General features: G+C 70.7%; 21 protein-coding genes and 1 tRNA gene. 11 read left to right on the top strand and 11 right to left on the bottom strand.

Translation table 11 applies throughout. The features are described from left to right. Nucleotides 1-26 precede the first annotated feature (26 nt). Nucleotides 27-2,888 (bottom strand): excinuclease ABC subunit UvrA, encoded by a 2,862-nt coding sequence (uvrA, locus tag Q673_RS32650; RefSeq protein ID WP_023006975.1) that lies wholly within the window; start codon nucleotides 2,886-2,888, stop codon nucleotides 27-29. Between the two features lie 162 nt (nucleotides 2,889-3,050). Here uvrA and Q673_RS32645 point away from each other — a divergent pair, with 162 nt between their 5' ends. The 4 genes from Q673_RS32645 to Q673_RS32630 are packed head-to-tail and all read left to right on the top strand — an operon-like array spanning nucleotide 3,051 to nucleotide 6,796. Next, the gene (locus Q673_RS32645; RefSeq protein WP_023006974.1) at nucleotides 3,051-4,433 is read left to right on the top strand and encodes an MFS transporter; all 1,383 of its coding nucleotides are present in this window, start codon (nucleotides 3,051-3,053) and stop codon (nucleotides 4,431-4,433) included. A gap of 44 nt (nucleotides 4,434-4,477) precedes the next feature. Next, nucleotides 4,478-5,122 carry a single-stranded DNA-binding protein gene (gene ssb, locus Q673_RS32640; protein ID WP_023006973.1) on the top strand — a complete coding sequence of 215 codons (645 nt, stop codon included), beginning with the start codon at nucleotides 4,478-4,480 and terminating at the stop codon, nucleotides 5,120-5,122. 40 nt (nucleotides 5,123-5,162) lie between these two features. Continuing rightward, nucleotides 5,163-6,050: a sugar nucleotide-binding protein gene (locus Q673_RS32635; RefSeq protein WP_023006972.1), complete on the top strand. Its 888-nt coding sequence runs from the start codon at nucleotides 5,163-5,165 to the stop codon at nucleotides 6,048-6,050. Continuing rightward, the gene (locus Q673_RS32630) at nucleotides 6,047-6,796 is read left to right on the top strand and encodes a lysophospholipid acyltransferase family protein (protein ID WP_023006971.1); all 750 of its coding nucleotides are present in this window, start codon (nucleotides 6,047-6,049) and stop codon (nucleotides 6,794-6,796) included. The genes Q673_RS32635 and Q673_RS32630 overlap by 4 nt, the downstream gene beginning before the upstream one ends. Nucleotides 6,797-6,953: 157 nt before the next feature. Here the strand turns inward: Q673_RS32630 and fabB are convergent, their stop codons facing one another. The 6 genes from fabB to Q673_RS32605 are packed head-to-tail and all read right to left on the bottom strand — an operon-like array spanning nucleotide 6,954 to nucleotide 11,992. Further along, nucleotides 6,954-8,171, bottom strand: a complete 1,218-nt coding sequence (gene fabB / locus Q673_RS32625) for a beta-ketoacyl-ACP synthase I (RefSeq protein ID WP_023006970.1) — start codon at nucleotides 8,169-8,171, stop codon at nucleotides 6,954-6,956. Between the two features lie 13 nt (nucleotides 8,172-8,184). Beyond that, nucleotides 8,185-8,700: a 3-hydroxyacyl-[acyl-carrier-protein] dehydratase FabA gene (gene fabA, locus Q673_RS32620; protein WP_023006969.1), complete on the bottom strand. Its 516-nt coding sequence runs from the start codon at nucleotides 8,698-8,700 to the stop codon at nucleotides 8,185-8,187. After that, nucleotides 8,697-9,206, bottom strand: a complete 510-nt coding sequence (locus Q673_RS35625; protein ID WP_023006968.1) for a nuclear transport factor 2 family protein — start codon at nucleotides 9,204-9,206, stop codon at nucleotides 8,697-8,699. Before Q673_RS35625 ends, fabA begins: the two co-directional genes overlap by 4 nt. Nucleotides 9,207-9,235: 29 nt before the next feature. After that, entirely contained in the window at nucleotides 9,236-10,651 is a 1,416-nt protein-coding gene (gene phrB / locus Q673_RS32615; RefSeq protein ID WP_023006967.1) for a deoxyribodipyrimidine photo-lyase, read from the bottom strand. A gap of 20 nt (nucleotides 10,652-10,671) precedes the next feature. Continuing rightward, a complete protein-coding gene (locus tag Q673_RS32610; RefSeq protein WP_023006966.1) occupies nucleotides 10,672-11,595 on the bottom strand; it encodes a MerR family transcriptional regulator in 924 nt (307 codons plus the stop codon). Further along, a complete protein-coding gene (locus Q673_RS32605; protein ID WP_023006965.1) occupies nucleotides 11,588-11,992 on the bottom strand; it encodes an FAD-dependent oxidoreductase in 405 nt (134 codons plus the stop codon). Before Q673_RS32605 ends, Q673_RS32610 begins: the two co-directional genes overlap by 8 nt. An 84-nt stretch (nucleotides 11,993-12,076) precedes the next feature. Here Q673_RS32605 and Q673_RS32600 point away from each other — a divergent pair, with 84 nt between their 5' ends. Continuing rightward, on the top strand, nucleotides 12,077-12,982 hold the full coding sequence (locus Q673_RS32600) for a TIGR01777 family oxidoreductase (RefSeq protein ID WP_023006964.1): 906 nt from the start codon (nucleotides 12,077-12,079) through the stop codon (nucleotides 12,980-12,982). Here the strand turns inward: Q673_RS32600 and rapA are convergent. Together rapA and Q673_RS32590 are read right to left on the bottom strand one after the other, a co-directional pair. Then, entirely contained in the window at nucleotides 12,979-15,927 is a 2,949-nt protein-coding gene (rapA, locus tag Q673_RS32595) for an RNA polymerase-associated protein RapA (RefSeq protein ID WP_023006963.1), read from the bottom strand. The genes Q673_RS32600 and rapA overlap by 4 nt on opposite strands. 207 nt (nucleotides 15,928-16,134) lie before the next feature. Beyond that, nucleotides 16,135-16,938, bottom strand: coding sequence for a TlpA disulfide reductase family protein (locus Q673_RS32590; protein WP_023006962.1), 804 nt, complete (start codon nucleotides 16,936-16,938; stop codon nucleotides 16,135-16,137). A 148-nt stretch (nucleotides 16,939-17,086) separates the two neighbouring features. Between Q673_RS32590 and Q673_RS32585 the strand changes: the two genes are divergently transcribed. From Q673_RS32585 to Q673_RS32575, 3 genes are all read left to right on the top strand, one after another. Further along, complete coding sequence (locus Q673_RS32585) at nucleotides 17,087-17,326, top strand: hypothetical protein (protein ID WP_023006961.1); 240 nt, start codon at nucleotides 17,087-17,089, stop codon at nucleotides 17,324-17,326. After that, the gene (locus Q673_RS32580; RefSeq protein WP_023006960.1) at nucleotides 17,316-18,794 is read left to right on the top strand and encodes an SLC13 family permease; all 1,479 of its coding nucleotides are present in this window, start codon (nucleotides 17,316-17,318) and stop codon (nucleotides 18,792-18,794) included. The genes Q673_RS32585 and Q673_RS32580 overlap by 11 nt, the downstream gene beginning before the upstream one ends. Nucleotides 18,795-18,917: 123 nt before the next feature. Beyond that, a complete protein-coding gene (locus tag Q673_RS32575) occupies nucleotides 18,918-19,370 on the top strand; it encodes a universal stress protein (protein WP_023006959.1) in 453 nt (150 codons plus the stop codon). Between the two features lie 117 nt (nucleotides 19,371-19,487). Here Q673_RS32575 and Q673_RS32570 read toward each other — a convergent pair. After that, nucleotides 19,488-19,564, bottom strand: a tRNA-Pro gene (locus tag Q673_RS32570). A gap of 85 nt (nucleotides 19,565-19,649) precedes the next feature. Next, the gene (gene ispB / locus Q673_RS32565) at nucleotides 19,650-20,648 is read right to left on the bottom strand and encodes an octaprenyl diphosphate synthase (RefSeq protein ID WP_023006958.1); all 999 of its coding nucleotides are present in this window, start codon (nucleotides 20,646-20,648) and stop codon (nucleotides 19,650-19,652) included. Between the two features lie 303 nt (nucleotides 20,649-20,951). Here ispB and rplU point away from each other — a divergent pair, with 303 nt between their 5' ends. The 3 genes from rplU (at nucleotide 20,952) to cgtA (ending at nucleotide 22,842) form a co-directional block, all read left to right on the top strand. Beyond that, a complete protein-coding gene (gene rplU, locus Q673_RS32560; RefSeq protein ID WP_023006957.1) occupies nucleotides 20,952-21,263 on the top strand; it encodes a 50S ribosomal protein L21 in 312 nt (103 codons plus the stop codon). Nucleotides 21,264-21,295: 32 nt separating this feature from the next. Then, the gene (gene rpmA, locus Q673_RS32555) at nucleotides 21,296-21,553 is read left to right on the top strand and encodes a 50S ribosomal protein L27 (RefSeq protein WP_023006956.1); all 258 of its coding nucleotides are present in this window, start codon (nucleotides 21,296-21,298) and stop codon (nucleotides 21,551-21,553) included. A gap of 101 nt (nucleotides 21,554-21,654) precedes the next feature. Then, nucleotides 21,655-22,842, top strand: coding sequence for an Obg family GTPase CgtA (cgtA, locus tag Q673_RS32550; protein ID WP_023006955.1), 1,188 nt, complete (start codon nucleotides 21,655-21,657; stop codon nucleotides 22,840-22,842). Nucleotides 22,843-22,850 lie beyond the last annotated feature (8 nt).

The following is a 22,850-nucleotide window of genomic DNA, read 5'->3' as shown; positions in this document are numbered from 1 at the left end:
TGCTCCTTGCTCCTTGCTCCTGACGGTTATGCTGTGCTCTTCGCCTTAGCGGAGTGCTCCCTGGCCCGCTCCAGCAGCGGCTTGAGGAAGCGCCCGGTATGGGAGGCCTCGTTGCGCGCCACCTGCTCCGGGGTGCCCTCGGCGATGATGCGTCCGCCGCCGGCGCCACCCTCGGGCCCCAGGTCGATCAGCCAGTCGGCGGTCTTGATCACGTCCAGGTTGTGCTCGATCACCACGATGGTGTTGCCGTGGTCGCGCAGGCGATGGAGCACGCCGAGCAGCTGGCGGATGTCCTCGAAGTGCAGCCCCGTGGTGGGCTCGTCGAGGATATACAGGGTGCGGCCGGTGTCGCGCTTGGCCAGCTCCCGGGCCAGCTTGACGCGCTGGGCCTCGCCGCCCGAGAGGGTGGTGGCGCTCTGCCCCAGGCGGATGTAGGAGAGGCCCACGTCGAGCAGGGTCTGCAGGCGACGGGCGATGGCCGGTACCGGCGAGAAGAACTCCAGCGCCTCCTCCACGGTCATCCCCAGTACCTCGTCGATGCTCTTGCCCTTGTAGGCGATCTCCAGGGTCTCGCGGTTGTAGCGCTTGCCCTTGCAGACGTCGCAGGGCACGTAGATGTCGGGCAGGAAGTGCATCTCCACCTTGATCATGCCCTCGCCCTGGCACGCCTCGCAGCGCCCGCCCTTGACGTTGAAGCTGAAGCGCCCCGGCTTATAGCCCCGGGAGCGCGCCTCCTGGGTGCCGGCGAACAGCTCGCGGATCGGCGTGAAGATGCCGGTATAGGTAGCCGGGTTGGAGCGCGGCGTGCGCCCGATGGGGCTCTGGTCGATGTCGATCACCTTGTCGAGCTGATCGAGGCCTTCGATGCCATCGTGGGCCGCCGGCGTCAGGCTGGTGGCGTGGTTGAGCTCGCGGGCGGCGATGGGCATCAGGGTCGAGTTGATCAGCGTCGACTTGCCGGAACCGGAGACGCCGGTGACACACACGAACAGCCCCAGCGGCAGTTCGAGGGTGACGTCCTGGAGGTTGTTGCCGCGGGCGCCGGAGAGGCGCACCACCTTCTCCGGGTTGCCGGGGATCCGCCAGGGCGGCACCTCGATGCGCCGGGTGCCGGCCAGGTACTGGCCGGTGAGCGATTCCGGGTCGTCGGTGACCTGCTGCGGGGTGCCCTGGGCGACGATGCGCCCGCCGTGGACGCCGGCCCCGGGGCCGATGTCGAGCACATGGTCGGCGGCGCGGATGGCGTCCTCGTCGTGCTCCACCACGATCACGGTGTTGCCCAGGTCGCGCAGCCGCTCCAGGGTCTGCAGCAGGCGGTCGTTGTCGCGCTGGTGCAGGCCGATGGAGGGCTCGTCGAGGATATACATGACGCCCACCAGGCCGGCACCGATCTGGCTGGCCAGGCGGATGCGCTGGGCCTCGCCACCGGAGAGGGTCTCGGCGCTGCGCTCCAGGTTGAGGTAGTCGAGGCCCACGTTGACCAGGAACTCCAGCCGGGCATGGATCTCGTTGACGATCTTGACCGCGATCTCGCCGCGACGCCCAGGTAGCTCGAGCTCCTTGAAGTAGCGCCAGGCCTCGCCGATGGGCAGGCGCACCATCTCCGGCAGGGTGTGCTCGTCGATGTAGACGTGCCGCGACTCCTTGCGCAGCCGGCTGCCCGCGCAGGCCGGGCAGGGCTGCACGGCGATGTAGCGGGCCAGCTCCTCACGCACCATGCTGGACTCGGTCTCGCGGTAGCGGCGCTGGAGGTTGGGCAGTACCCCCTCGAAGGGGTGCTCGCGGGTCACCTTGCGGCCGCGATCGTTGACGTAGTGGAAGGCGATGTCGTCGTGGCCGCTGCCGTGGAGGATCACCTCGCGCTCGTGGCGGGCGAGCTCCTTCCAGGGGGTCTCCAGGGTGAAGCGGTAGTGGTCCGCCACCGCCTTGAGCTGGTTGAAGTAGAAGACGCTGCGCCGGTCCCAGCCCTTGATCACCCCCTCGGCCAGCGAGAGCTCGGGGTGGCTGATCAGCTTGTCGGGGTCGAACACCTGCTGCACCCCCAGGCCGTCGCAGGTCGGGCAGGCGCCGGCGGGGTTGTTGAAGGAGAACATGCGCGGCTCGAGCTCGGCGATGGAGTAGCCGCACACCGGGCAGGCGAAGCGTGCCGAGAAGGCGATGTCCTCCTGCTCGCCGTCCATGAAGTGCACCATGGCGACGCCGTCGGCGAGGCCCAGCGCGGTCTCGAAGGACTCGGCGAGGCGCTGCTGGAGTCCCTCGCGCACCTTGATGCGGTCCACCACCACGCTGATGTCATGCTTCTTGTTCTTGTCCAGCGGGGCGATGTCGTCGAGCTCGAGCACCTGGCCGTCGACCATGGCGCGCACGAAGCCCTGGGCGCGCAGCTCGGCGAGCAGCTGCAGGTGCTCGCCCTTGCGCCCCTTGACCACCGGGGCCAGCAGCATCAGCTTGCTGCCCTCGGGCAGCGCCAGCACCTGGTCCACCATCTGGGAGACGGTCTGGGCCTCCAGGTCCTCGCCGTGTTCGGGGCAGCGTGGGGTGCCGGCGCGGGCGAACAGCAGGCGCAGGTAGTCGTAGATCTCGGTGATGGTGCCGACGGTGGAACGCGGGTTGTGGGAGGTGGACTTCTGCTCGATGGAGATCGCCGGGGAGAGCCCCTCGATATGGTCGACGTCGGGCTTCTCCATCATCGACAGGAACTGGCGGGCGTAGGTGGAGAGCGACTCCACGTAGCGGCGCTGTCCCTCGGCGTAGAGGGTGTCGAAGGCCAGCGACGACTTGCCCGAGCCGGAGAGCCCGGTGACCACGATCAGCTTGTCGCGGGGCAGCTCGACGTCGATGTTCTTCAGGTTATGGGTGCGCGCACCCCTGACCAGAATCCTGTCCATTCCCACCTCGTGGCCGCGGCAAAAGCGCCATTATACGAGCCGGCGTCCGGCGCCGGCAAAGCGCGACCCGGCGCCGGCTTTCCCTGGGTGGTGGCGAGCCGCTAGAATAGGCGGTCCACTCCCGGGCGCACGACGCCCCTCCAGGGAAGAACCGCTACGTCTATGCGCAAGCTCTCCGGGCTGCTGCTCCCCGCCGAACGGCGCGCCATCACCGGCCTGGCCGGTCTCTACGCCACCCGCATGCTGGGCCTGTTCATGGTGCTGCCGGTGCTGGCGCTGTACGCCGACGACCTGGCCGGCGCCACGCCGCTGCTGGTGGGGCTGGCGCTGGGCATCTACGGCCTGACCCAGGCGGCGCTGCAGATCCCCTTCGGCCTGCTCTCCGACCGCCTGGGGCGCAAGCCGGTGATCGCCGCCGGGCTGCTGCTGTTCCTGCTCGGCAGTGTGGTGGCCGCCAGCGCCGACAGCATCGGCGGGGTGATCCTCGGCCGCTGCCTGCAGGGCAGCGGCGCGGTGGCCGCGGCGATCATGGCGCTGCTCGCCGACCAGACCCGCGAGCAGGTGCGTACCGCCGCCATGGCCACCATCGGCCTCTCCATCGGCGTGGCCTTCGCCGTGGCCATGGTGCTGGGTCCGCTGGTGGCGGGGGCCTTCGGGCTCGCCGGGGTGTTCTGGTTCACCGCCGCCCTGGCCGCCCTGGGGCTGCCGGTGCTGTGGAAGCTGGTGCCTCGCGCGCCGCGTCGCCTGCGTCACCGCGACGTGGGCATCGACCGCGCCCAGCTGGGGCGCATCCTGGGGCGCCCCGAGCTGCTGCGCCTGGACCTCTCCATCTTCGCCCTCCACCTGGTGCTGATGGCGATCTTCGTCGCGGTGCCGTTCCGGCTGCTCGACGCCGGCATCGCCACCGAGCGCCACGGCCTGGCCTACCTCGGGGTGATGGCGCTGGCCTTCCTGGGCATGGTGCCGCTGGTGGTGGTGGCCGAGAAGCGCCGGCGGATGAAGGCCATGGTGCTGCTGGCCATCGCCGCCATGCTGGTCAGCCTGCTGGGCCTGGCGTGGGTTGGCGCGGGGCTGTGGGCCTTGCTGGCCTGGCTGTGGCTGTTCTTCGTGGGCTTCAACCTGCTGGAGGCCACGCTGCCCTCGCTGCTCAGCAAGCTGGCCCCGGCCGGCGCCAAGGGTACCGCCATGGGGGTCTACTCCACCAGCCAGTTCCTGGGTGCCTTCCTGGGCGGCGTGCTGGGTGGGGCCCTGGCCCAGCAGTGGGGCCTCTCCGCGGTGTTCCTGGGGGCCGCCGTCCTGGTGCTGGCGTGGTTCGTGGTGATGCTGGGCATGCGCCCGCCGCCGCACCTGGCCAGCGAGGTGGTGGCACTGGACGAGGATCACGGCGATGATGCCTTGGAGACCCTGATGGCGAAGTTCGCCGAGGTGGCCGGGGTGGAGGACGTGCTGGTGGTCCCCGAGGAGCGCCTGGCCTATCTCAAGGTGGACCGCCAGCGCCTCGACGAGCAGGCGCTGGCGAGACTGATCGACACGCAGCAGTCATGACAACGCGTTCATGACATCGTATTCATGACAACAAGGAGTCCCGCATGGCCCGTGGCGTCAACAAGGTCATCCTCATCGGCAACCTGGGGCAGGACCCCGAGGTTCGCTTCACGCCCTCCGGTACCGCCGTGGCCAACGTTAACCTGGCGACCACCGACACCTGGATGGACCGCCAGAGCGGCCAGCGCCAGGAGCGCACCGAATGGCACCGTCTGGTGATGTTCAACAAGACCGCCGAGATCGCCCAGCAGTACCTGAAGAAGGGCAGCAAGATCTATGTGGAGGGGCGCCTGCAGACCCGCAAGTGGCAGGGGCAGGACGGCCAGGACCGCTACACCACCGAGATCGTGGTCAACGACATGCAGATGCTCGACTCCCGCGGCGGTGGTGGCGACTTCCAGGGCGGCGGTTACGGCGGCCAGCCCCAGCAGGGCGGCTATGGTGGTCAACCCCAGGGCGGGCAGCCCCAGGGTGGCCCGCCGCCCCAGGGCAACTATGGCGGCCAGCCCCAGGGGGGCGGCTTCGGCGGTCAGCCGCAGGGCGGCGGCGCCCCCCAGCGTCCGCCCCAGCAACCTCCGCAGCGCCCCGCCCAGGGCGGCGGCCAGCAGCAGGGCAGCCAGCAGGGCGGCAACTTCGGTGCGCCCGACCCGGGCAGCTTCGATGACTTCGACGACGAGATTCCGTTCTGAGCAGGCGCTGCGCTGACGCCATGCCGAGGGAGATGCGCCCGTGAAGCTGCTGGTACTGGACGCCGGTCACTGCCTGAGCCTGGCCCTGGCCCGGGAGGCCAACCGCCGCTCGGATACCGAGCTGACCATCGAGGAGGGGCTGGCGCTGGACGCCGAGCGGCTGGCGGCGCTGGCCCCGGATGCGCTGGTGATCCCGCCGCTGTCGCGGCCCATCGTCACCGCGCCGGCCGAGGTCACCGCCCACGCCGAGGCGGTGGAGCGCTGCCTGGAGGCGTGCCGCGAGGCCGGGATCCCGCTGGTGTGGTGCGTCTCGGACCAGCTTTACGAGGACGGCTTCGCCGAGCCCATCGACGAGCACGTGATCCCGCGGCCGCGGGACGAGAGCCTGCGCCGCCTGGTGGCCACCGGTGATCGCATCCGCGCCGAGCATCCGCACCACCTGATCGTGCGCCTGGGACCGCTGTTCGCCCTGGAGGGCAGCCATGCCTGGCTCAACGAGCTGATCGATACCCTGATCACCGGCGGCGAGGTGCGTGGCGAGGCCGACGTGACCTGCTGCCCCACCTCGGCGGATGCCGTGGCCATGGCGCTGGTCGGCATGCTGCAGCAGCAGCAGTGCGGCGCCGATGCCTGGGGCAGCTACCACCTGGCCGGCACCGAGCCGGTGAGCGTCTACACCTTCGTCTCGGTGGTGCGCACCCAGCTCGCCACCCGCCTCGAGGGGCGTGGCGACCATCGCCCGCTGGGTCCCATCCGCGCCCTGCACCACCACCACGACCACCCGCTGCGTCGCGTGCTCAACTGCCGGCGGGTGCTGGAGGCCTTTGGCGTGCACCAGAAGCCGTGGCGGCTGGAGCTCGGCAACATGTTGGACGCCTGGTGCCGTGCCCATGCCGAGGAGTGCACCGCGGGGGAGGAGGGGGCATGAACACCCTGCGCAGCCTGCTCTTCTACCTGGGCTACTTCCTCGCCATGGTGGTGTGCGGGGTGCTGTTCCTGCCGCCGGCGCCCTTCCTGCCGCTGCGCTCCCGCTACCGCCTGCTCAACCTCTACAACCACTTCATCATCGCCTGGTTCCGGTGGGTGGTGGGAGTGCGCTACGACATCCGGGGCCGCGAGCACCTGCCCGAGGGCCCCTGCGTGATCCTGGCCAACCACCAGTGCGAGTGGGAGACCGTCTACCTGCAGCTGCTCAAGCCGCCGGTGTGCACGGTGCTCAAGAAGGAGCTGCTCAACATCCCGCTGTTCGGCTGGGGGCTGCGCCTGCTGCACCCCATCGCCCTGGACCGCTCCAGGCCCGCCCGCGCCATGAAGCAGGTGCTCACCCAGGGCAAGCGGCGCCTGGAGGAGGGGCTCTCGGTGCTGATCTTCCCCGAGGGGACCCGGGTCGCGCCGGGCAGCCGGCGCCGCTACAACAAGAGCGGGGCGGTGATCGCCTGCCGCGCCGGGGTGCCGGTGGTGCCGGTGGCGCACAACGCCGGCGAGCGCTGGCCGGGGCGCCACTGGGTGAAGAACCCGGGGCGGCTGTCGCTGGTGGTGGGCGAACCCATCCCCACCGCGGGGCGCACTCCCGAGGAGGTGCTGGCCGAGACCGAGGCGTGGATCGAGGCAAGGCTCGCCGAGATTTCCGAGGTGCCGCGGCCGGTGCACGACGAGGCGCGCCAGCCCGCCTGATGGGGAGCTGTTGTCATCGCCGATGACGCCTGCGCCGACGAGGGCGTGCCTGGCCCCGGGCAAGAAGGGCCCGCGCGATTGACCCAAACACCAAGGGCGCCCCATGGGGCGCCCTTAGCGTGTTACGGCGATACAGAGGTGTGGAGAGGCGGCGCGCTCAGTCGCGCAGCTTCTCCAGCACCAGGCAGGCGTTGGTGCCGCCGAAGCCGAAGCTGTTGGAGAGCACCCGCGCCACCTTCACGCCGTCGCGGCGCTGGGTGACGATATCGAAGCCGTCGGCCTGCTCGTCGAGGGTCTCGACGTTGGCCGAGGCGGCGATGAAGTCGTTCTCCATCATCAGCAGCGAGTAGATCGCTTCCTGCACGCCGGTGGCGCCCAGGGAGTGGCCGGTCAGCGACTTGGTGGAGCTCATCGCCGGGGTCGAGTCACCGAACACCTGGCGGATCGCCTTGAGCTCGGAGACATCGCCTACCGGGGTCGAGGTGCCGTGGGTGTTGATGTAGTCGATCGGCCCGTCGACGGTGGCCATGGCCTGGCGCATGCAGCGCATCGCGCCGTCGCCGGAGGGGGCGACCATGTCGTGGCCGTCGGAGGTGGCGCCGTAGCCGGTCACCTCGGCGTAGATCCTGGCGCCGCGAGCCTTGGCATGCTCCAGCTCCTCGAGCACCAGCATGCCGCCGCCGCCGGCGATGACGAAGCCGTCGCGGGCCTGGTCATAGGGGCGCGAGGCCTTCTCGGGGGTGTCGTTGTAGTGGGTGGAGAGCGCCCCCATGGCGTCGAACAGGCAGGAGAGGGTCCAGTGCTCCTCCTCGCCGCCACCGGCGAAGACCACGTCCTGCTTGCCCATCTGGATCTGCTCCACGGCGTTGCCGATGCAGTGGGCCGAGGTGGCGCAGGCCGAGGAGATCGAGTAGTTGACCCCCTTGATCTTGAACGGCGTCGCCAGGCAGGCGGAGACGGTGCTGCCCATGGTGCGGGTGACCCGGTAGGGCCCCACGCGACGTAGCCCCTTCTCGCGCATGACGTCGGCGGCCTCCACCTGGTTGGCGCTGGAGGCGCCGCCGGAGCCGGCGATCAGGCCGGTGCGCTCGTTGGAGACCATCTCCGGGGCCAGCCCCGAGTCCTCGATGGCCTGGGCCATGCTGACGTAGGCGTAGGCCGCGGCGTCGCCCATGAAGCGGCGCAGCTTGCGGTCCACCAGGGCGTCGAGGTCGATATCGACCACGCCGGCCACCTGGCTGCGGAAGCCCCGCTCGGCGTACTCCTCCTTGAAGCGAATGCCGGAGCGCCCTTCCCTGAGCGCCTCGAGAACCTGCTGTCGGTCGTTGCCCAGGCAGGAGACGATGCCCAGGCCGGTGACTACCACTCGTCGCATGGAAGCCTCCTGGTCAGAAGTTCGCGGTGGAGGTGAACAGGCCCACGCGCAGGTCGTTGGCCTGGTAGATGTCGCGGCCGTCGACGGAGACGGTGCCGTCGGCCATGCCGAGGATCAGGCGCCGGGTGATGACGCGCTTGATGTTGATGCGGTAGGTGACCTTCGAGGCGTCGGGGAGGATCTGGCCGGTGAACTTCACCTCGCCGCAGCCCAGGGCGCGACCGCGACCCGGGTGGCCGAGCCAGCCCAGGTAGAAGCCCACCAGCTGCCACATGGCGTCCAGGCCCAGGCAGCCGGGCATCACCGGGTCGCCGGGGAAGTGGCAGTCGAAGAACCACAGGTCGGGGGTAATATCGAGCTCGGCGATCAGCTCGCCCTTGCCATGCTCGCCGCCGTCCTCGGTGATCGAGGTGATGCGGTCGAGCATCAGCATGTTGGGGGCCGGCAGCTGGGCGTTGCCGGGGCCGAACAGCTCGCCCCGCGAGCAGGCCAGCAGTTCATTGCGGTCGAAGGAGTGTTGCTTGGTCACTGAGTCATTCCGAGAGTCGAATATTGTTCGCCGCCTAGTCTACTGTCCGTGCTGGGGGAATGCACGCCAGGCGCGTCGGCGGCGTGGTCGCCGTCGCCAGGGCGCCAGGCTGACGCCGGCGAGCTCAGCGCCACGCGCTCGCCGCGGGCCAGCAGGCGCTCGGTCAGGGCGCGGCCGATGCCCGAGGCGGCGAAGGTGAGGCGGGAGCATCCCTCGACCGCGTACTCCCTGCCGCCCGCGAGGCGCGGGTGGGCCAGGTGCAGGGTCCAGGCGGCGAAGGCCTCCTGGCCGCTGCGCTGCCGCTCGTGGAAGTCGAAGCGGCATTTTGTCACGTTGCTGTACAAGGTAGCGAAGTAGCGCTCCAGCGCCTCTGCGCCCTCGATGCGGTGCATCGGGTCCTGGAAGACGACGCCTGGAGTATAGAACTCGTAGAGCTTATTTGTACAGTTTTTGTCGAGTTTATTGAAGAAGGCGCAGAAGGCTTCCAGCTGGGGGTCGACGGGCATGAGGGGTCTCCGGGACTCGGGCGCTCTGCTCAGTCGCGCTTCAGGGCCTTGAAGGCCTCCAGGGCGCGGGCGCGGGCCGCCTTGTGGTCGACGATGGGCGCCGGGTAGCCGGTGCCACCGAGCAGGTCGCGGGGCGGGTCGTGGCGCGCCTTCGCCGGCAGCGCGGCGAGCTCCGGCAGCCACTCGGCGAGGAAGCGGCCGTCGGGGTCGAAGCGCTGTGACTGGGTGGTGGGGTTGAAGATGCGGAAGTAGGGGGCGGCGTCGGTGCCGGTGGAGGCGGCCCACTGCCAGCCGCCGTTGTTGGCGCAGAACTCGCCGTCCACCAGGTGGCGCAGGAAGAAGGTCTCGCCGCGTCGCCAGTCGATCAGCAGGTGCTTGGTGAGGAACATGGCGGTGATCATGCGCAGGCGGTTGTGCATCCATCCGGTGGCGACCAGCTGGCGCATGGCGGCATCGACGATGGGGTAGCCGGTGCGCCCCTCGCACCAGGCGGCGAAGCCCTCCTCGTCGTCGCGCCAGGCCAGTGCCTCGGTATGGCGCTGGAAAGCGCGGTGGCGACAGACCCGCGGGAAACCCACCGCCACGTGGCGGTAGAACTCTCGCCACACCAGCTCGTTGACCCAGGCGACCAGGCCTGCGTCGCCCTCGGCCAGGCGGCCGTCGTTCTCGGCCAGCACCGCCTGCAGGCACTGGCGGTGGGAGAGCATGCCCAGCGCCAGGTAGGGGGAGAGCTCGCTGGTGCCGCGCACGGCCGGGAAGTCCCGCTGGCGGGCGTAGTGGCGGCCGCGGAAGCGCAGAAAGCGCTCCAGGCGGTCGGCGGCCGCCTCCTCGCCGGCGGACCACTGGCGGCCGTCGATGGGGGTGTCCGCAAGCGCGGGCAGGCTTGGCAGCGGGTCGCTGTCGACCCCGGTGGGCGCCTGGGGGGAAGGGGCCTCGCTGAGCGCCAGGCGTTCGGCGTCGAGCCGGCGATGCCAGGCCTTGGCGAAGGGGGTGAAGACCCCGTAGTAGTCGCCCTTGCCGGTGAGCAGCTCCCCCGGGGCGAAGGCCACGGCGTCATGGTGCCCGGTGGCGGTGAGCCCCGCGTCCTCGAAGGCCTCGACCACCGCGGCGTCCCGGGCGAGCTCGTCCACCGGGTACTCGCGGTTGAAGTGCAGGGCCTCGGCGCCGGTCTCTCGGGCGATGGCCAGCAGCGTCGCGGGGGCCTCGGCGAAGTCGTCGATGTCGCGATGCAGCAGCGGGATGTTGAGGCCCTCGAGGCCCTCTCTCAGCGCCGCCACGCCGCGGGCGCGGAAGTCGAGCTGGTTGGCGCCATGGCCGTGGCGCCGCCAGTGGGGCAGGGCGCGCAGATACACCGCCACCACCGGGCCGCGACGCGCCGCGGCGGCCAGGGCGCGGTTGTCGAGCAGGCGCAGGTCGCTTCTGAACCACACCAGGGTCGGGGTCATGGTCGCTCCGTCAGGCGCCGTCATCGGGAAGGGGGAAGCAGGGTCTGCAGGCGGGAGATCGCCTCGTCCAGGTCGTCGCCGAGCACCGCCACGCCGCTCGCCTCGAGCTCACCCTCGCGGATGCGCGCCACCGGGCCGCACAGCCCCAGCGGCACTTCCAGTAGCTCGGCCAGGCGCGGCAGCTGGCGGCGCATCAGGTCGGTGCGCCCGGCGTGGCTGCCGGCCAGCAGCACCCCGGCGCCACCCAGGCGCTCCACCGCCAGGGGCAGCTCGCCCAGCGGCAGCGGCGCATCGAACAGCCGCACCCGCAGGCCGTGCTCGCCGGCCAGCAGGGCGGCCAGCTGCAGCCACAGCGTGCCGGGGTCCTCGGGCAGCGGCATCGCCAGCAGCACCGGGCCGCTGGCGTGGGCCTCAGCGTGGTAGAGGCGCGTGCCGATGCGGGTGCGCAGGAAGGCCTCCAGGGTGTGGCGCTGCAGGGCGTTGCCCAGGCGCTCGTCGCCCCAGCGCTCCTCCAGCTCGCGCAGCGCCGGCGCCCACAGCTCGGTCACGCAGGTGGCCACCGGGTAGAGCGCCAGCGACTGGGTGTAGAGGGTTTCCAGGCGCGCCAGGTCGAGGGCCTCGACGGCGGCCACCAGCCGCTCTCGCTGGGCCGGCCAGTCGCTGGGGTCGGGGGGCGGTGCCTCGGGTTCGACGGCGGGGCGGTCGAGCAGCTCGCGTACCTGGCTTACCGGCACGCCGCGGTTGAGCCACTGCAGGATCTGTTCGACCCGCTCGATGTCCTCGCGGGCGTAGAGGCGGTGGCCCTTGGGGGTGCGGCGCGGCTGGATCAGGCCGTAGCGACGCTCCCAGGCGCGCAGGGTCACGGAGTTGACGCCGGTGAGGCGCGAGACCTCGCGGATGGGGTAGAGCGGGGTCTCGCCGCCGTGCTGGGCCGAATCAGTCATGGCGCAGGATGTCCTTTGCGGCGTGATGCATCGGGAAGGGAAGGAAGGGGGGCAGGGCGCTCATGCGCGGGGTGCCGCTCAGGCGCGGCAGGTCGTCACGATGACGCCGCCAGCCCTGCTCATCGATGGACCACAGCGAGGTGGGCCACTCGGCCAGGCAGCCCGCCGCGCGCCACCCCGCCACGGCCGTGGCGAAGGTGGCGTCGCGCACGCTCAGGAACTGGGCACCGAGGTCCAGGGTTGCCTCGGGCAGGCGGCGGCTCGACATCCGCCCGCCCGGGCCGCGCCCCTTGTCGAACAGGGTGACCGGGAGGCCGGCGGCGTCGAGGGCGCGGGCGCAGGCCAGGCCGGCGATGCCGGCACCGATGATGGCGGTAGGCTGGTGGGGCTGGGTCATGGCACCCTCGCTGGATGGTTTTCCGCTAGACTAGCAGAAGTGTACAACAGCTGTATAACTCATCGCGGATACGAGGAGACCCAGATGCGCGTGCTGATCACCGGAGGGAGCGGATTCGTGGGTCAACGGCTATGCCCGCGGCTGGCCGAGGCGGGGCACCGGGTGCAGGTGGTCTCGCGGGATCCCGAGGCCGCACGGCGCCGGCTGCCCGAGGGCGTCGATGTGCGCCGCTCGGCGCTGGACTTCGTCGACACGCCTTCCGATGCCCTGGTCAACCTGGCCGGGGAGTCCATCGCCGCCAAGCGCTGGAGCGACCGCCAGAAGGAGAAACTGCTGGATTCGCGGCTCAACGCCACCCGGGAGCTGGTCGGTCTCTGCGAGCAGCTTCGGCAGACCGGCGCACGGATGCCCAGGGTGCTGGTCTCGGCCTCGGCCATGGGCTACTACGGGGACCAGGGGGACCGTGAGGTGAGCGAGGAGACGCCGCCCCACGACGAGTTCGCCCACCGCCTCTGCCGGCGCTGGGAGGAGGCCGCCGGCGAGGCCGAGGCCTTCGGGGTGCGGGTCGCGCGGCTGCGCATCGGCCTGGTGCTGGACCAGGGTGGCGGCAGCCTCCAGAAGATGCTGCCCCCCTTCAGGCTGGGGCTGGGCGGGCGCTTCGGTACGGGCAAGCAGTTCATGCCCTGGATCCACCGCGAGGACCTGGTGCGCGCCATCCTCTTCCTGCTCGAGCGTGATGACCTCGAAGGGCCCTTCAACGGCAGCGCCCCCCGCCCGGTCACCAACGCCGAGTTCACCCGCATCCTGGCCAAGCAGCTGGGGCGCCCGGCGCTCTTCCCGGTGCCCGCCATCGTGCTGGAGACCGCCTTCGGCGAGATGGCCCGGCTGCTGCTGACCGGCGCCGATATGCGCCCGAAGCGGCTCCAGGAGGCCGGCTTCGAATTCAAGTTCGAGACGCTGGAGGCCGCCCTGGCCGATATCCTGGCTTAGCGGCTCTCTTCCCCTACCGTCACGATGACCCGTACGGCGTCCAGGCGCAGCCGCGCCCCCTCGATGGCCGCGTCCAGGTTGTCGCGCTCCTCGCGCAGCGCGGTGAGCTCCGCCTCGCGCACCGCCGGGTTGCGCCGCGCCAGGGCGGTGAGGCGCGAAAGCTCGCCATCCAGCTCGTCGCGCATGCGCACCTGGGCCGCCTCGACGATGGAGGGCAGCTCGCGCTCCGCCTCGCCCTCGCCGCGGTCGAGCAGCTCGCGCAACACCTCCAGGCGGCTGCGGATCAGGTCCCGGGCCATCGCCTTCTTCACCTTCTGCAGGTTCTTGGAGAGCCCGGTGAAGGAGATCTTGTCGGTGAGGTTGGCGCCGGACTCGTCGAGCAGCACGCGCACCGCGGTGGGCGGCAGGAAGCGGTTGAGGTGCAGCTTCCTGGGCGCCGGGCAGTGGGTGCGGTAGATCAGCTCCACCATTACCCGGCCGGCGGGCAGCGCCGGGTGCTTGAGCAGGGCGAGCGCCGTGTTGCCCATGCTGCCGTCGAGGATGCGCCCCATCATCTCACGCACCATGGGGTGCTCCCAGGAGAGGCGCTGGACGTCGTCCCGGGCCAGCGCCCGGCGGCGTGAGAAGGTGGCCGAGAAGCCCTCCTCGCCCTTGGCCAGGCCCGGCAGGCCGTCGAGCATCTGGGGGCCCGCCACCAGGTGCTGGATGCCGCCGCCGAGCTCCTGGCTGTCGACCCCGAAGATGTCCAGCGCCAGGTCCAGATAGCGGGGCAGGGCGCGGTCCTCGTCCAGCTCGCCGATCGCCGCGGCCACCGCCTCGGCACGCTCGTGCCGGCAGGCGTTGAGCTCCAGCAGACGGTTGCGGCCGGCATCGCGCTCGGCCAGGCGGCTCTCGAACAGCGCCCGGGTCTCCTCGACGACCTCGTCGAGGGCCTCGTCGTCGAGCAGGGCGTCGGCCAGGGCGTCACCGAAGGCGTCATGGATCTCGCTGCCGATGCCGTGGGGGGCGCTGAAGGCGTCCATGCCGTCGCGGTACCAGCGCAGCAACTTCTCCCCCGGACTACCGGCGAACACCGGCACGTGGAGCTCGATGGCGTGGCGCTGGCCGATGCGGTCGAGGCGGCCGATGCGCTGCTCCAGCTGGTCGGGGTGCAGCGGCAGGTCGAACATCACCAGGTGGCGGCAGAACTGGAAGTTGCGCCCCTCGGAGCCGATCTCCGAGCACACCAACACCTGGCAGCCCTCCTCCTCGTCGGCGAAGGCCGCGGCGGCGCGGTCGCGCTCCACCAGCGAGAGCCCCTCGTGGAACACCGGAGCGTGGTAGCCGCCCAGCACGCGCAGCGCCTCGGCCAGCCCTTGGGCGGTCTCGGCGTCGTGGGCGATCACCAGTACCTTGTCGCCGGCCAGGCCGGCCTCACCGTCGTCGGCCAGGCGCTCCAGCAGCCAGTTGACCCTTGGGTCGATCTGCCACCAGGGCTCCCCGTTGAGCGGGTCGTCGGCCAGGGCGCGATACATGGCGTCCAGGTAGACCAGCACCTCGGGGTGATCGAGGCCGGTCTCGATCAGCAGCTCGTCGAGGTAGTCCTCGTCCCGGGATAGCTTGCGCAGCACCCGGCGATAGGCGGAGGGCGGCTCCAGCTCGGTGACGTGCAGGCGGCGCTCCGGGAAGCCGCCCACGTGGCGGCGGCTGTTGCGGAACATCACGCGGCCGGTGCCGTGGCGGTCGAGCAGCTGGTCGCGCAGCTGGTCGCGGGCGGCGGCATGCTGATCGTCGCCGCGCTCGGGGTCGGCCAGGGTATCGAGCAGCGCCAGGCTGTCGGGCTCGTCGATCACCGCGGCGACGCGCGCGCGGTCGGCATCATCGCCGGGCAGCCGCTCCAGGGCGTCGATCGCCTCGGCCACCTCCACGTAGTGGGCCTCCTCCTCGCGGAAGGCCTCGAGGCTGTGGTAGCGGTCGGGGTCGAGCAGGCGCAGGCGGGCGAAGTGGCTCTCCACGCCCATCTGCTCCGGGGTGGCGGTGAGCAGCAGCACCCCCTCGCTGTCGGCGGCCAGGCGCTCCACGCAGGCGTAGCCGGGGCCCACCTGCTCCTCGCTCCAGTCCAGGTGGTGGGCCTCGTCGACGATCAGCAGGTCCCAGTCGCAGGCCGCGGCCTGGGCCTGGCGATGGGGGTTGGCGAACAGCCAGTCCTGGCTGGCCAGGATGAGCTGGCCGGCCTCGAAGGGGTTGCCCTCGCCGTGGGCCTGGCTCTGCTGCTCGTCGAGCAGGGTCACCTCCAGGGCGAAGCGGCGCAAGAGCTCCACCAGCCACTGGTGGGTGAGGCTCGCCGGCACCAGGATCAGCGCCCGCTCGGCGCGGCCAGTGAGCAGCAAGCGGTGCAGGATCAGCCCCGCCTCGATGGTCTTGCCCAGCCCCACCTCGTCGGCCAGCAGCACCCGCGGGGCGTGGCGCCGGGCCACCTCGTCGGCGATGTAGAGCTGGTGGGGAATCAGGTCGATGCGCGGCCCGGCCAGGCCCAACGCCGGGTTCTGCTCTACGCGGTGGTAGTGGTGCAGGGTGCGGAAGCGCAGGTCGAACCAGTCGTTGCGGTTGACCTGGCCGGTGAGCAAGCGGTCGCGGGCTTGGTCGAACTGCATGCTGTCGGCGAGGCGCGCCTCGGACAGCTCGCGCAGCTCGCCCTGGTCATCCTCGCCGATGTAGACGATCAGGCCGTCGACCTCCTTGGTGTCGTCGACGGTCAGCGTCCAGCCCTCGGCGGCGCGGATGCGGTCGCCGCTGCCGAAGGCCACCCGGGTCAGCGGGGCCTGGCGGCTGCTGTAGGTGCGGGTTTCCTGGCTGGCGCCGAACAGGACGGTGACGCTGCGCGCATCGCAGCTGAGGATGGTGCCCAGGCCGAGTTCGGCCTCGCCATCGCTGATCCAGCGCTGGCCGGGGGAGAAGTCGCTCATGATGCCTCGAGGATGCTGTAACAGGGTGCGCTCATGGCCACCGGGACGGGGCGGCCCGACAAGGGCGCGGTATCTTACAGCAAAGCCCGGCGCGGCTTAAGCGCGGGACGACTCCCGGCAGCGCTATCGCCGTGAGTCCTGCCGAGATAGCGAGAGGCGCCGGTCCCCGGGAACGCCTCGAGCGGTGCACCATCCATGATGGCGCTGTTACTTCTCACGCTTTAGCCAGCTATCCAGCTGGGCGCGGGTGAGTTCGCCCACGTGGCGCTCCACGGCGCGCCCCTCGGCGTCGAACAGCACCGTGGTGGGCAGCCCCGGGGATTCGGTCAGCACCATCAGCTCCTGGTGGGGGTCGAGCAGCGGGTAGTGGAAGTCGAGCCCCTGGTCGTCCAGGTAGCGCACCACCTGCAGCAGCGACTCGCCCTGGTTGGCCACCACCACGGTGACGTCGTCGCGGCCATCGACCTCGGCGAGCAGCGGCATCTCGCGCAGGCAGGGCGGGCACCAGGTGGCCCACAGGTTGAGCACCACCCGCTCGCCCTCGAGCGCCTGCAGGTTGACCCGGTTGCCGTCGAGGTCCTCCAGGGCCAGGTCGGGCAGCCGTGTCAGTGCCATGCCCCCACCGAAGGGCGCCAGGGTGACGGTGGCCAGCCACAGCGCCGAGACCACCACCAGCATGGCCATGGCCCCCACCAGCCGGCCGAGGTGCTCGCGCAGCGCCCAGCCGGTCCAGATCAGCCCCGCCATCAGCCCCCACAGGCCGTGGTAGCCGGGTTGCCACAGCTTGAGGGCGTCCAGCGGGGCGGCGGCATAGGCGTCGAGGTTCAGGGCCACGTGGCCGAGGCGCGCGCCCACCAGCCAGGCTAGCAGCAGGCCGTTGAACCAGCGGGTGTGGGTGCGGCGCGGCAGGCCCAGCAGCCAGGCGCTGGCCCCCATCAGCAGCAGGGCGGCGATGAAGGCGTAGAGGCGCGGCAGCGAGAGCAGGAAGGGGCCCAGGGCGATGGCATCCATGTGGGGGTGACTCCTTGCGGGCAGGGTCGGCGGCGGCGTGACGAGCGGTTACACTGGGGCGCCGCCTCCGGGAACCCTGCCAAGCCTACTGCCGGCGGACGGGAGTGTCATCCGCCGCACACCGCCACCCTCGCCAACGGGAGCCGCCATGGCCAACACCGCCTTCGACACCCTGCGTGCCCTGGCCATCGCCAGCCAGGCGCTGGGCTTCATCCTGATCATCACCCTGGAGACGGTGATGGGCGACGCCGCCCGTCCCTGGCAGGGCTGGACCCTGGCGGCCATGGTGGCGGCGGCGTTGTGGATCGCCCTGGTGCGACTCTACCGGCGCAACCGGGCGCGCAAGGCGATGGCGCGGCGGCTGGCCGAGGATGGCGATGACGACTGAGGGCGAGGCCCCCTCCCGGCTGGCGCGGCTCAAGGTGCCGCTGGGCCTGCTGCTGGGCCCCCTGCTGGCGGGCCTGGTGCTGGTGTCGCCGGCACCCGAGGGGCTCCCCGCGACGGCCTGGCAGGTGGTGGCCCTCACCGCCTGGATGGCGGCCTGGTGGGTGCTGGAACCGGTACCCATCGCGGTCACGGCGCTGCTGCCGCTGGTGCTGCTGCCGCTGCTGGAGGTGGCGCCCATCGAGGCGGTCGCCGCGCCCTACGCCAACCCGCTGATATTCCTGTTCCTGGGCGGCTTCCTGCTGGCCGAGGCGATCCAGCGCTGGGGGCTGCACCGACGCATCGCCATGCTGGTGCTGCGCGTGGCGGGGCGCCGTCCCGACCACCTGGTGGCGGGCTTCATGGTCGCCACCGCCGGGCTCAGCATGTGGGTGAGCAACACCGCCACGGCGGCGCTGATGGTGCCCATCGGCCTCTCGGTGCTGGAGATGCTCAAGCGCCAGGGCGGCGAGGGGGCCAGCCACCACCTGGCGCTGACCCTGCTGCTGGGGATCGCCCTGGGCGCCAACATCGGCGGCATGGGCACCCTGATCGGCACCCCGCCCAACGCCCTGCTGGCCGGCTTCATGGCCGACAGCTACGGCATCGAGATCGGCTTCGCCGAGTGGATGGCGGTGGCGCTGCCACCGGCGTTGCTGCTGCTGGCGCTGGCCTGGTGGCTGCTGACGCGCCGCATCTACCCGCTGGGCCGCAAGCCCCTGCCGGGGGTGGCCGCCATGCTGGAGGAGCAGGCCCGCGACCTGGGGCGCATGACCGGCCCCGAGCGGCGGGTGGCCACCATCTTCGTGCTGGTCGCCCTGGCCTGGGTGTTCCGCCCGCTGCTCGAGGCCTGGCTGGGCGTGGCGCTGAGCGACGCCGGCATCGCGGTGACCGCCGCGGTGCTGCTGTTCGTGGTGCCGGCGCGCTGGGCCCAGCGCCAGTTCCTGATGGATTGGGAGGCCGCCGCCCAGCTGCCCTGGGGGGTGCTGATCATGGTGGGTGGTGGCCTCAGCCTGGGCACCGCCATCGAATCCAGCGGCCTGGCCGCGGCGGTCGCCGAGGGGCTCGCCGTGTTCGGCCGCTGGCCGACCTGGGGACTGGTCGTCGCGGTGGCACTGGTGGTGATGGCGATGAGCCACGTGACCAGCAACACCGCCACCGCCGCCGCCATCCTGCCGCTCACCGCCTCGCTGACGGTGAGCCTCGGCCACAGCCCGCTGCTGCTCTCCGTGCCGGTGGCCCTGGCCGCCAGCTGTGCCTTCATGCTGCCGGTGGCGACGCCGCCCAACGCCGTGGTCTTCGCCAGCGGCCAGCTCAGCGTGGCCGAGATGGTGCGCGCCGGCGCCCTGGTCAGCCTGGCGGCGCTGGTGGTGATCGTGGCGGTGGTCTTCGCCCTGGCGATGCCGCTGCTGGGGTTCGGCTGGGCTCTGTAAGGAGGGCCCCGCGGACAGGGCCCCTTGATGCAGGACAAGGCGAGTTCCGCGCGGCGGACTATGCTGGGAGAGACGGCGCCAGCGTGCGCCCCCTCTTCCTTCGGCAGCTGCAGGAGCGACACCATGTACTCCAGGATCCTGGTTCCCCTCGACGGTTCCGAGCACGCCATCAAGGCGCTGCGGGTCGCCGCCTCCCTGGCGCAGGGGGGCAAGGCCACCCTGCACCTGATGACGGTGGCGGAGTTTCCCCCCGACAACATCGGCCTGTTCACCGGCGGTACCGCCGAGCCCTTCTCCGAGGCGGAGCGCGAGAAGCTTGCCGAGGGCATGAAGGAGGAGGCCCACAAGGTGATCGACCAGGCCCGCGAAGCGGTGGATCTGGGCGACCTGACGGTGGAGGAGAGCGTGCGCCAAGGGCGCCCGGCCGAGCGCATCACCGAGGAGGCGGAGCGCGTCGGCGCCGATGTCATCGTGATGGGCAGCCGCGGCCTCGGCGACGTGCGCGGCATGGTGTTCGGCAGCGTCTCCCACAAGGTCAGCCATACCGCCGGCTGCGGCGTGATCACGGTGACCTGAGCGCTACCACGTCCTCGAACGCGCGCCCTCTGCCTTCGGGAGGCCGAGGGCGCGCGGTGGCTGGCAGGCCGGACAACGAAAAAGGCCTTGCGGTGATCCGCAAGGCCTTGAATTCGTTGGTCGGAGTAGCAGGATTCGAACCTACGACCTCTGCCTCCCGAAGGCAGCGCTCTACCAAGCTGAGCTATACTCCGATGTCGTTCTCGCGAGGGGTTACCTCTTCGACGCAGCGTATTTTACGCAAGCGCGGCCGGAATGCAAGCCCGCCGGCGGGCGTTTTTACGCCTGGCGGTCCACCGCCAGGCGGGCCAGCTCGGCCATGCTGTCGCGGTAGGGGCTGGGCGGCAGCACCTCGAGCTGGGCCAGGGCGAGGTCGGCCATCTCCTCGGCGCGGGTGCGCGTATAGGCCAGGGCGCCGGTGGCGTCGATGATCTCCAATACCTCCTGGAGGTGGGCGAGCCCGCCCTGGCGGATCGCCCGGCGGATCAGTGTCGCCTGCTCCGGGGTGCCCTTCGCCATGGCCTGGATCAGCGGCAGGGTGGGCTTGCCCTCGGCCAGGTCGTCGCCGACGTTCTTGCCCATCGCCTCGGCGTCGCCCTGGTAGTCGAGCAGGTCATCGATCAGCTGGAAGGCCAGCCCCAGGTAGCGACCGTAGTGCTGCAGCGCGGCTTCCTGCTCCGGGGTGGCCTCCGCAAGGATGGCGCCGCTGTGGCTGGCCGCCTCGAAGAGCATGGCGGTCTTGCCCTGGATGGTCTCGAAGTAGGCCGCCTCGTCGATGTCGGGGTTGCCGACGTTGGTGAGCTGCTGCACCTCGCCTTCGGCGATCACGCAGGTGGCCGATGAGAGCACGTCCATGATCCGCATGGAGCCCACCTCCACCATCATCTGGAAGGAGCGCGAGTAGAGGAAGTCGCCCACCAGCACCGAGGGGGCGTTGCCCCAGGCGTCGTTGGCGGTGGCCTTGCCGCGGCGCAGGTGCGACTCGTCCACCACATCGTCATGCAGCAGGGTGGAGGTGTGCATGAACTCGATCAGGGTGGCCAGGGTGACGTGCCGCTCGCCCTGGTAGCCGAGCGCCCGGGCGGCCAGCAGCACCAGCAGCGGGCGCAGCCGCTTGCCGCCGCTGGCGATGATGTACTGGCCGATGGTCTCGACCAGCGGGATGCGCGAGCCCAGCTGGGCCATGATGGTGCGGTTGACGGCGGCGAAGTCCTCGGCCACGGCGGCGTGGATCGGCGAGGGGGCGGCGGTGTCGGAGGCGGTGGCGTGGGTGGGCATGGAGGCTACGTCGACGGTCGGTTGGGGCCGGGGCGGGGCGGCCCCCTCTGGCCTTGGATTGCCGGCCATGCTATGGGGCCCCCTCGGGGGCGTCAAGGCGCGCGGGGAGCGGCTTTCACCGCCTGGTGACGGAGGCCGCGGGCGATGGCAGGGCAGGGGCGGGCGGATGGTTGTCCGGCCGGCAGGAGATCGCTATACTACGCGGCCCACTCATCTCGCTCCCTGTCAGATGGTTGCCGAAAGGGGCGCCACTCGAAGCAGGCCGACGAAGAGCCCAACCCGATGAGTCCTGGAGAGAGAAGCATGTACGCAGTTATCAAGAGCGGTGGCAAGCAGTACCGCGTTCAGGAAGGCCAGACCCTCAAGCTCGAGAAGATCGAGGTGCCCACCGGCGAGTCCATCGATTTCGACGAGGTGCTGCTGGTCGGCAGCGAGGACGACGTCAAGGTCGGCGCGCCGCTGGTCGAGGGTGCCAAGGTCTCCGCGGAGGTCGTCTCCCACGGCCGTGGCGACAAGGTCACCATCATCAAGTTCCGTCGTCGCAAGCACCACATGAAGCGTCAGGGCCACCGTCAGTGGTTCACCGAAGTCAAGATCACCGGGATCTCCGCCTAAGCGGTCCATCCCCCTGAACGGAGGTTTATTCCATGGCACATAAGAAGGCAGCGGGCTCTACCCGTAACGGTCGCGATTCCGAATCCAAGCGCCTTGGCGTGAAGCTGTTCGGTGGCCAGGCCGTCACCGCCGGCAACATCATCGTTCGCCAGCGTGGCACCAAGTTCCACGCCGGTACCGGCGTCGGCCTCGGCCGTGACCATACCCTGTTCGCCCTGAGCGACGGCGTGGTCAAGTTCGAGACCAAGGGGCCGAAGAACCGCAAGTTCGTCAGCGTCGTCTCCGCCTGAGACGCCTGACCCTTGCCGCGAGAAGGCCCCGCCACGGCGGGGCCTTCTTGTACGTATACTCAGGCGGGTGGGACGGCAGGTTGCCGTCAGGAGAGTGACAGATGCAGTTCGTCGACGAAGCCTCGATCATCGTGGAGGCCGGCAAGGGGGGCAATGGCTGCCTCAGCTTCCGCCGCGAGAAGTACGTGCCCAAGGGCGGCCCCGATGGCGGCGACGGCGGGCATGGCGGCAGCGTCTATCTGATCGGTGACGATGCCCTCAACACCCTGATCGACTTCAAGTACCAGCGCTTCTACAAGGCCCAGAACGGCCAGCCCGGCATGGGTCGCCAGATGAGCGGCAGGGCCGGCGAGGACCTGCACGTCAAGGTGCCGGTGGGCACCACGGTGATCGACGAGGACACCCTGGAGGTGATCGCCGACGTCACCGAGATCGGCCAGGTGGTGCTGGTGGCCCAGGGCGGGCGCCGCGGGCTCGGCAACATCCACTTCAAGTCCTCCACCAATCGCGCGCCGCGGCGCACCACGCCCGGTACCGAGGGCGAGCGCCGCAACCTGCGCCTGGAGATGAAGGTGATGGCCGACGTCGGCCTGCTGGGCCTGCCCAACGCCGGCAAGTCGACGCTGATCCGTGCCGTCTCCGCGGCCAAGCCCAAGGTCGCCAACTACCCCTTCACCACGCTGGTGCCCAACCTGGGAGTGGTGAAGCTGGGCATGCACGAGCACTTCGTGATGGCCGACGTGCCGGGGCTGATCGAGGGCGCCTCCGAGGGGGCCGGCCTGGGGCTGCGCTTCCTCAAGCACCTGACTCGCACCCGGCTGCTGTTCCACGTGGTGGACGTGGCGCCCTTCGACGAGTCCGACCCGGTGGCCGCCGCCGAGGCGATCGCCCACGAGCTGGGCGAGTTCTCGCCGACCCTGGCCGAGCTGCCGCGCTGGCTGGTGCTCAACAAGCTCGACCTGCTCCCGGAAGACGAGCGCGAGGCGAAAGCCGACGAGATCGTGCGCCGCCTGGGCTGGCAGGGTCCGGTGTTCCGCATCTCGGCGATCTCCGGCGACGGCACCGATGCCCTGGTGCAGGCCGCCCACCGCTGGCTGACCGAGCAGCGCCGCCTGGAGAACGAGGACGAGGAGGCCGCCGAGCGTGCCCGCGAGATGCGCGCGCGCATGGAGGACGAGGCGGTGGCCCGCACCGAGGCGCGCCTGGGCCGCAAGCGCAAGCCGGCCGGCGAGGATGATGACGATTTCGATGACGACGACTACGACGTCGAGGTCGAATACGCGCCCTGAGGAACGAG

The organism is Halomonas sp. PBN3, assembly GCF_000475415.1.
Taxonomy (GTDB): Bacteria; Pseudomonadota; Gammaproteobacteria; order Pseudomonadales; family Halomonadaceae; genus Halomonas; species Halomonas shengliensis.
The sequence above is the reverse complement of the archived record's forward strand: the minus strand, read 5'-3'. Positions and strand labels throughout refer to the sequence as shown.

Coding starts and splice junctions, on each gene's coding strand:
- Q673_RS32585 (WP_023006961.1), top strand. CDS start 17,087: ATGGCCAACACCGCCTTCGACACCCTGCGTGCCCTGGCCATCGCCAGC.
- phrB (WP_023006967.1), bottom strand. CDS start 10,651: ATGACCCCGACCCTGGTGTGGTTCAGAAGCGACCTGCGCCTGCTCGAC.
- Q673_RS32645 (WP_023006974.1), top strand. CDS start 3,051: ATGCGCAAGCTCTCCGGGCTGCTGCTCCCCGCCGAACGGCGCGCCATC.
- rplU (WP_023006957.1), top strand. CDS start 20,952: ATGTACGCAGTTATCAAGAGCGGTGGCAAGCAGTACCGCGTTCAGGAA.
- rpmA (WP_023006956.1), top strand. CDS start 21,296: ATGGCACATAAGAAGGCAGCGGGCTCTACCCGTAACGGTCGCGATTCC.
- Q673_RS32575 (WP_023006959.1), top strand. CDS start 18,918: ATGTACTCCAGGATCCTGGTTCCCCTCGACGGTTCCGAGCACGCCATC.
- Q673_RS32610 (WP_023006966.1), bottom strand. CDS start 11,595: ATGACTGATTCGGCCCAGCACGGCGGCGAGACCCCGCTCTACCCCATC.
- ssb (WP_023006973.1), top strand. CDS start 4,478: ATGGCCCGTGGCGTCAACAAGGTCATCCTCATCGGCAACCTGGGGCAG.
- uvrA (WP_023006975.1), bottom strand. CDS start 2,888: ATGGACAGGATTCTGGTCAGGGGTGCGCGCACCCATAACCTGAAGAAC.
- Q673_RS32605 (WP_023006965.1), bottom strand. CDS start 11,992: ATGACCCAGCCCCACCAGCCTACCGCCATCATCGGTGCCGGCATCGCC.
- Q673_RS32580 (WP_023006960.1), top strand. CDS start 17,316: ATGACGACTGAGGGCGAGGCCCCCTCCCGGCTGGCGCGGCTCAAGGTG.
- Q673_RS32590 (WP_023006962.1), bottom strand. CDS start 16,938: ATGGATGCCATCGCCCTGGGCCCCTTCCTGCTCTCGCTGCCGCGCCTC.
- rapA (WP_023006963.1), bottom strand. CDS start 15,927: ATGAGCGACTTCTCCCCCGGCCAGCGCTGGATCAGCGATGGCGAGGCC.
- cgtA (WP_023006955.1), top strand. CDS start 21,655: ATGCAGTTCGTCGACGAAGCCTCGATCATCGTGGAGGCCGGCAAGGGG.
- ispB (WP_023006958.1), bottom strand. CDS start 20,648: ATGCCCACCCACGCCACCGCCTCCGACACCGCCGCCCCCTCGCCGATC.
- fabB (WP_023006970.1), bottom strand. CDS start 8,171: ATGCGACGAGTGGTAGTCACCGGCCTGGGCATCGTCTCCTGCCTGGGC.
- Q673_RS32600 (WP_023006964.1), top strand. CDS start 12,077: ATGCGCGTGCTGATCACCGGAGGGAGCGGATTCGTGGGTCAACGGCTA.
- Q673_RS35625 (WP_023006968.1), bottom strand. CDS start 9,206: ATGCCCGTCGACCCCCAGCTGGAAGCCTTCTGCGCCTTCTTCAATAAA.
- Q673_RS32630 (WP_023006971.1), top strand. CDS start 6,047: ATGAACACCCTGCGCAGCCTGCTCTTCTACCTGGGCTACTTCCTCGCC.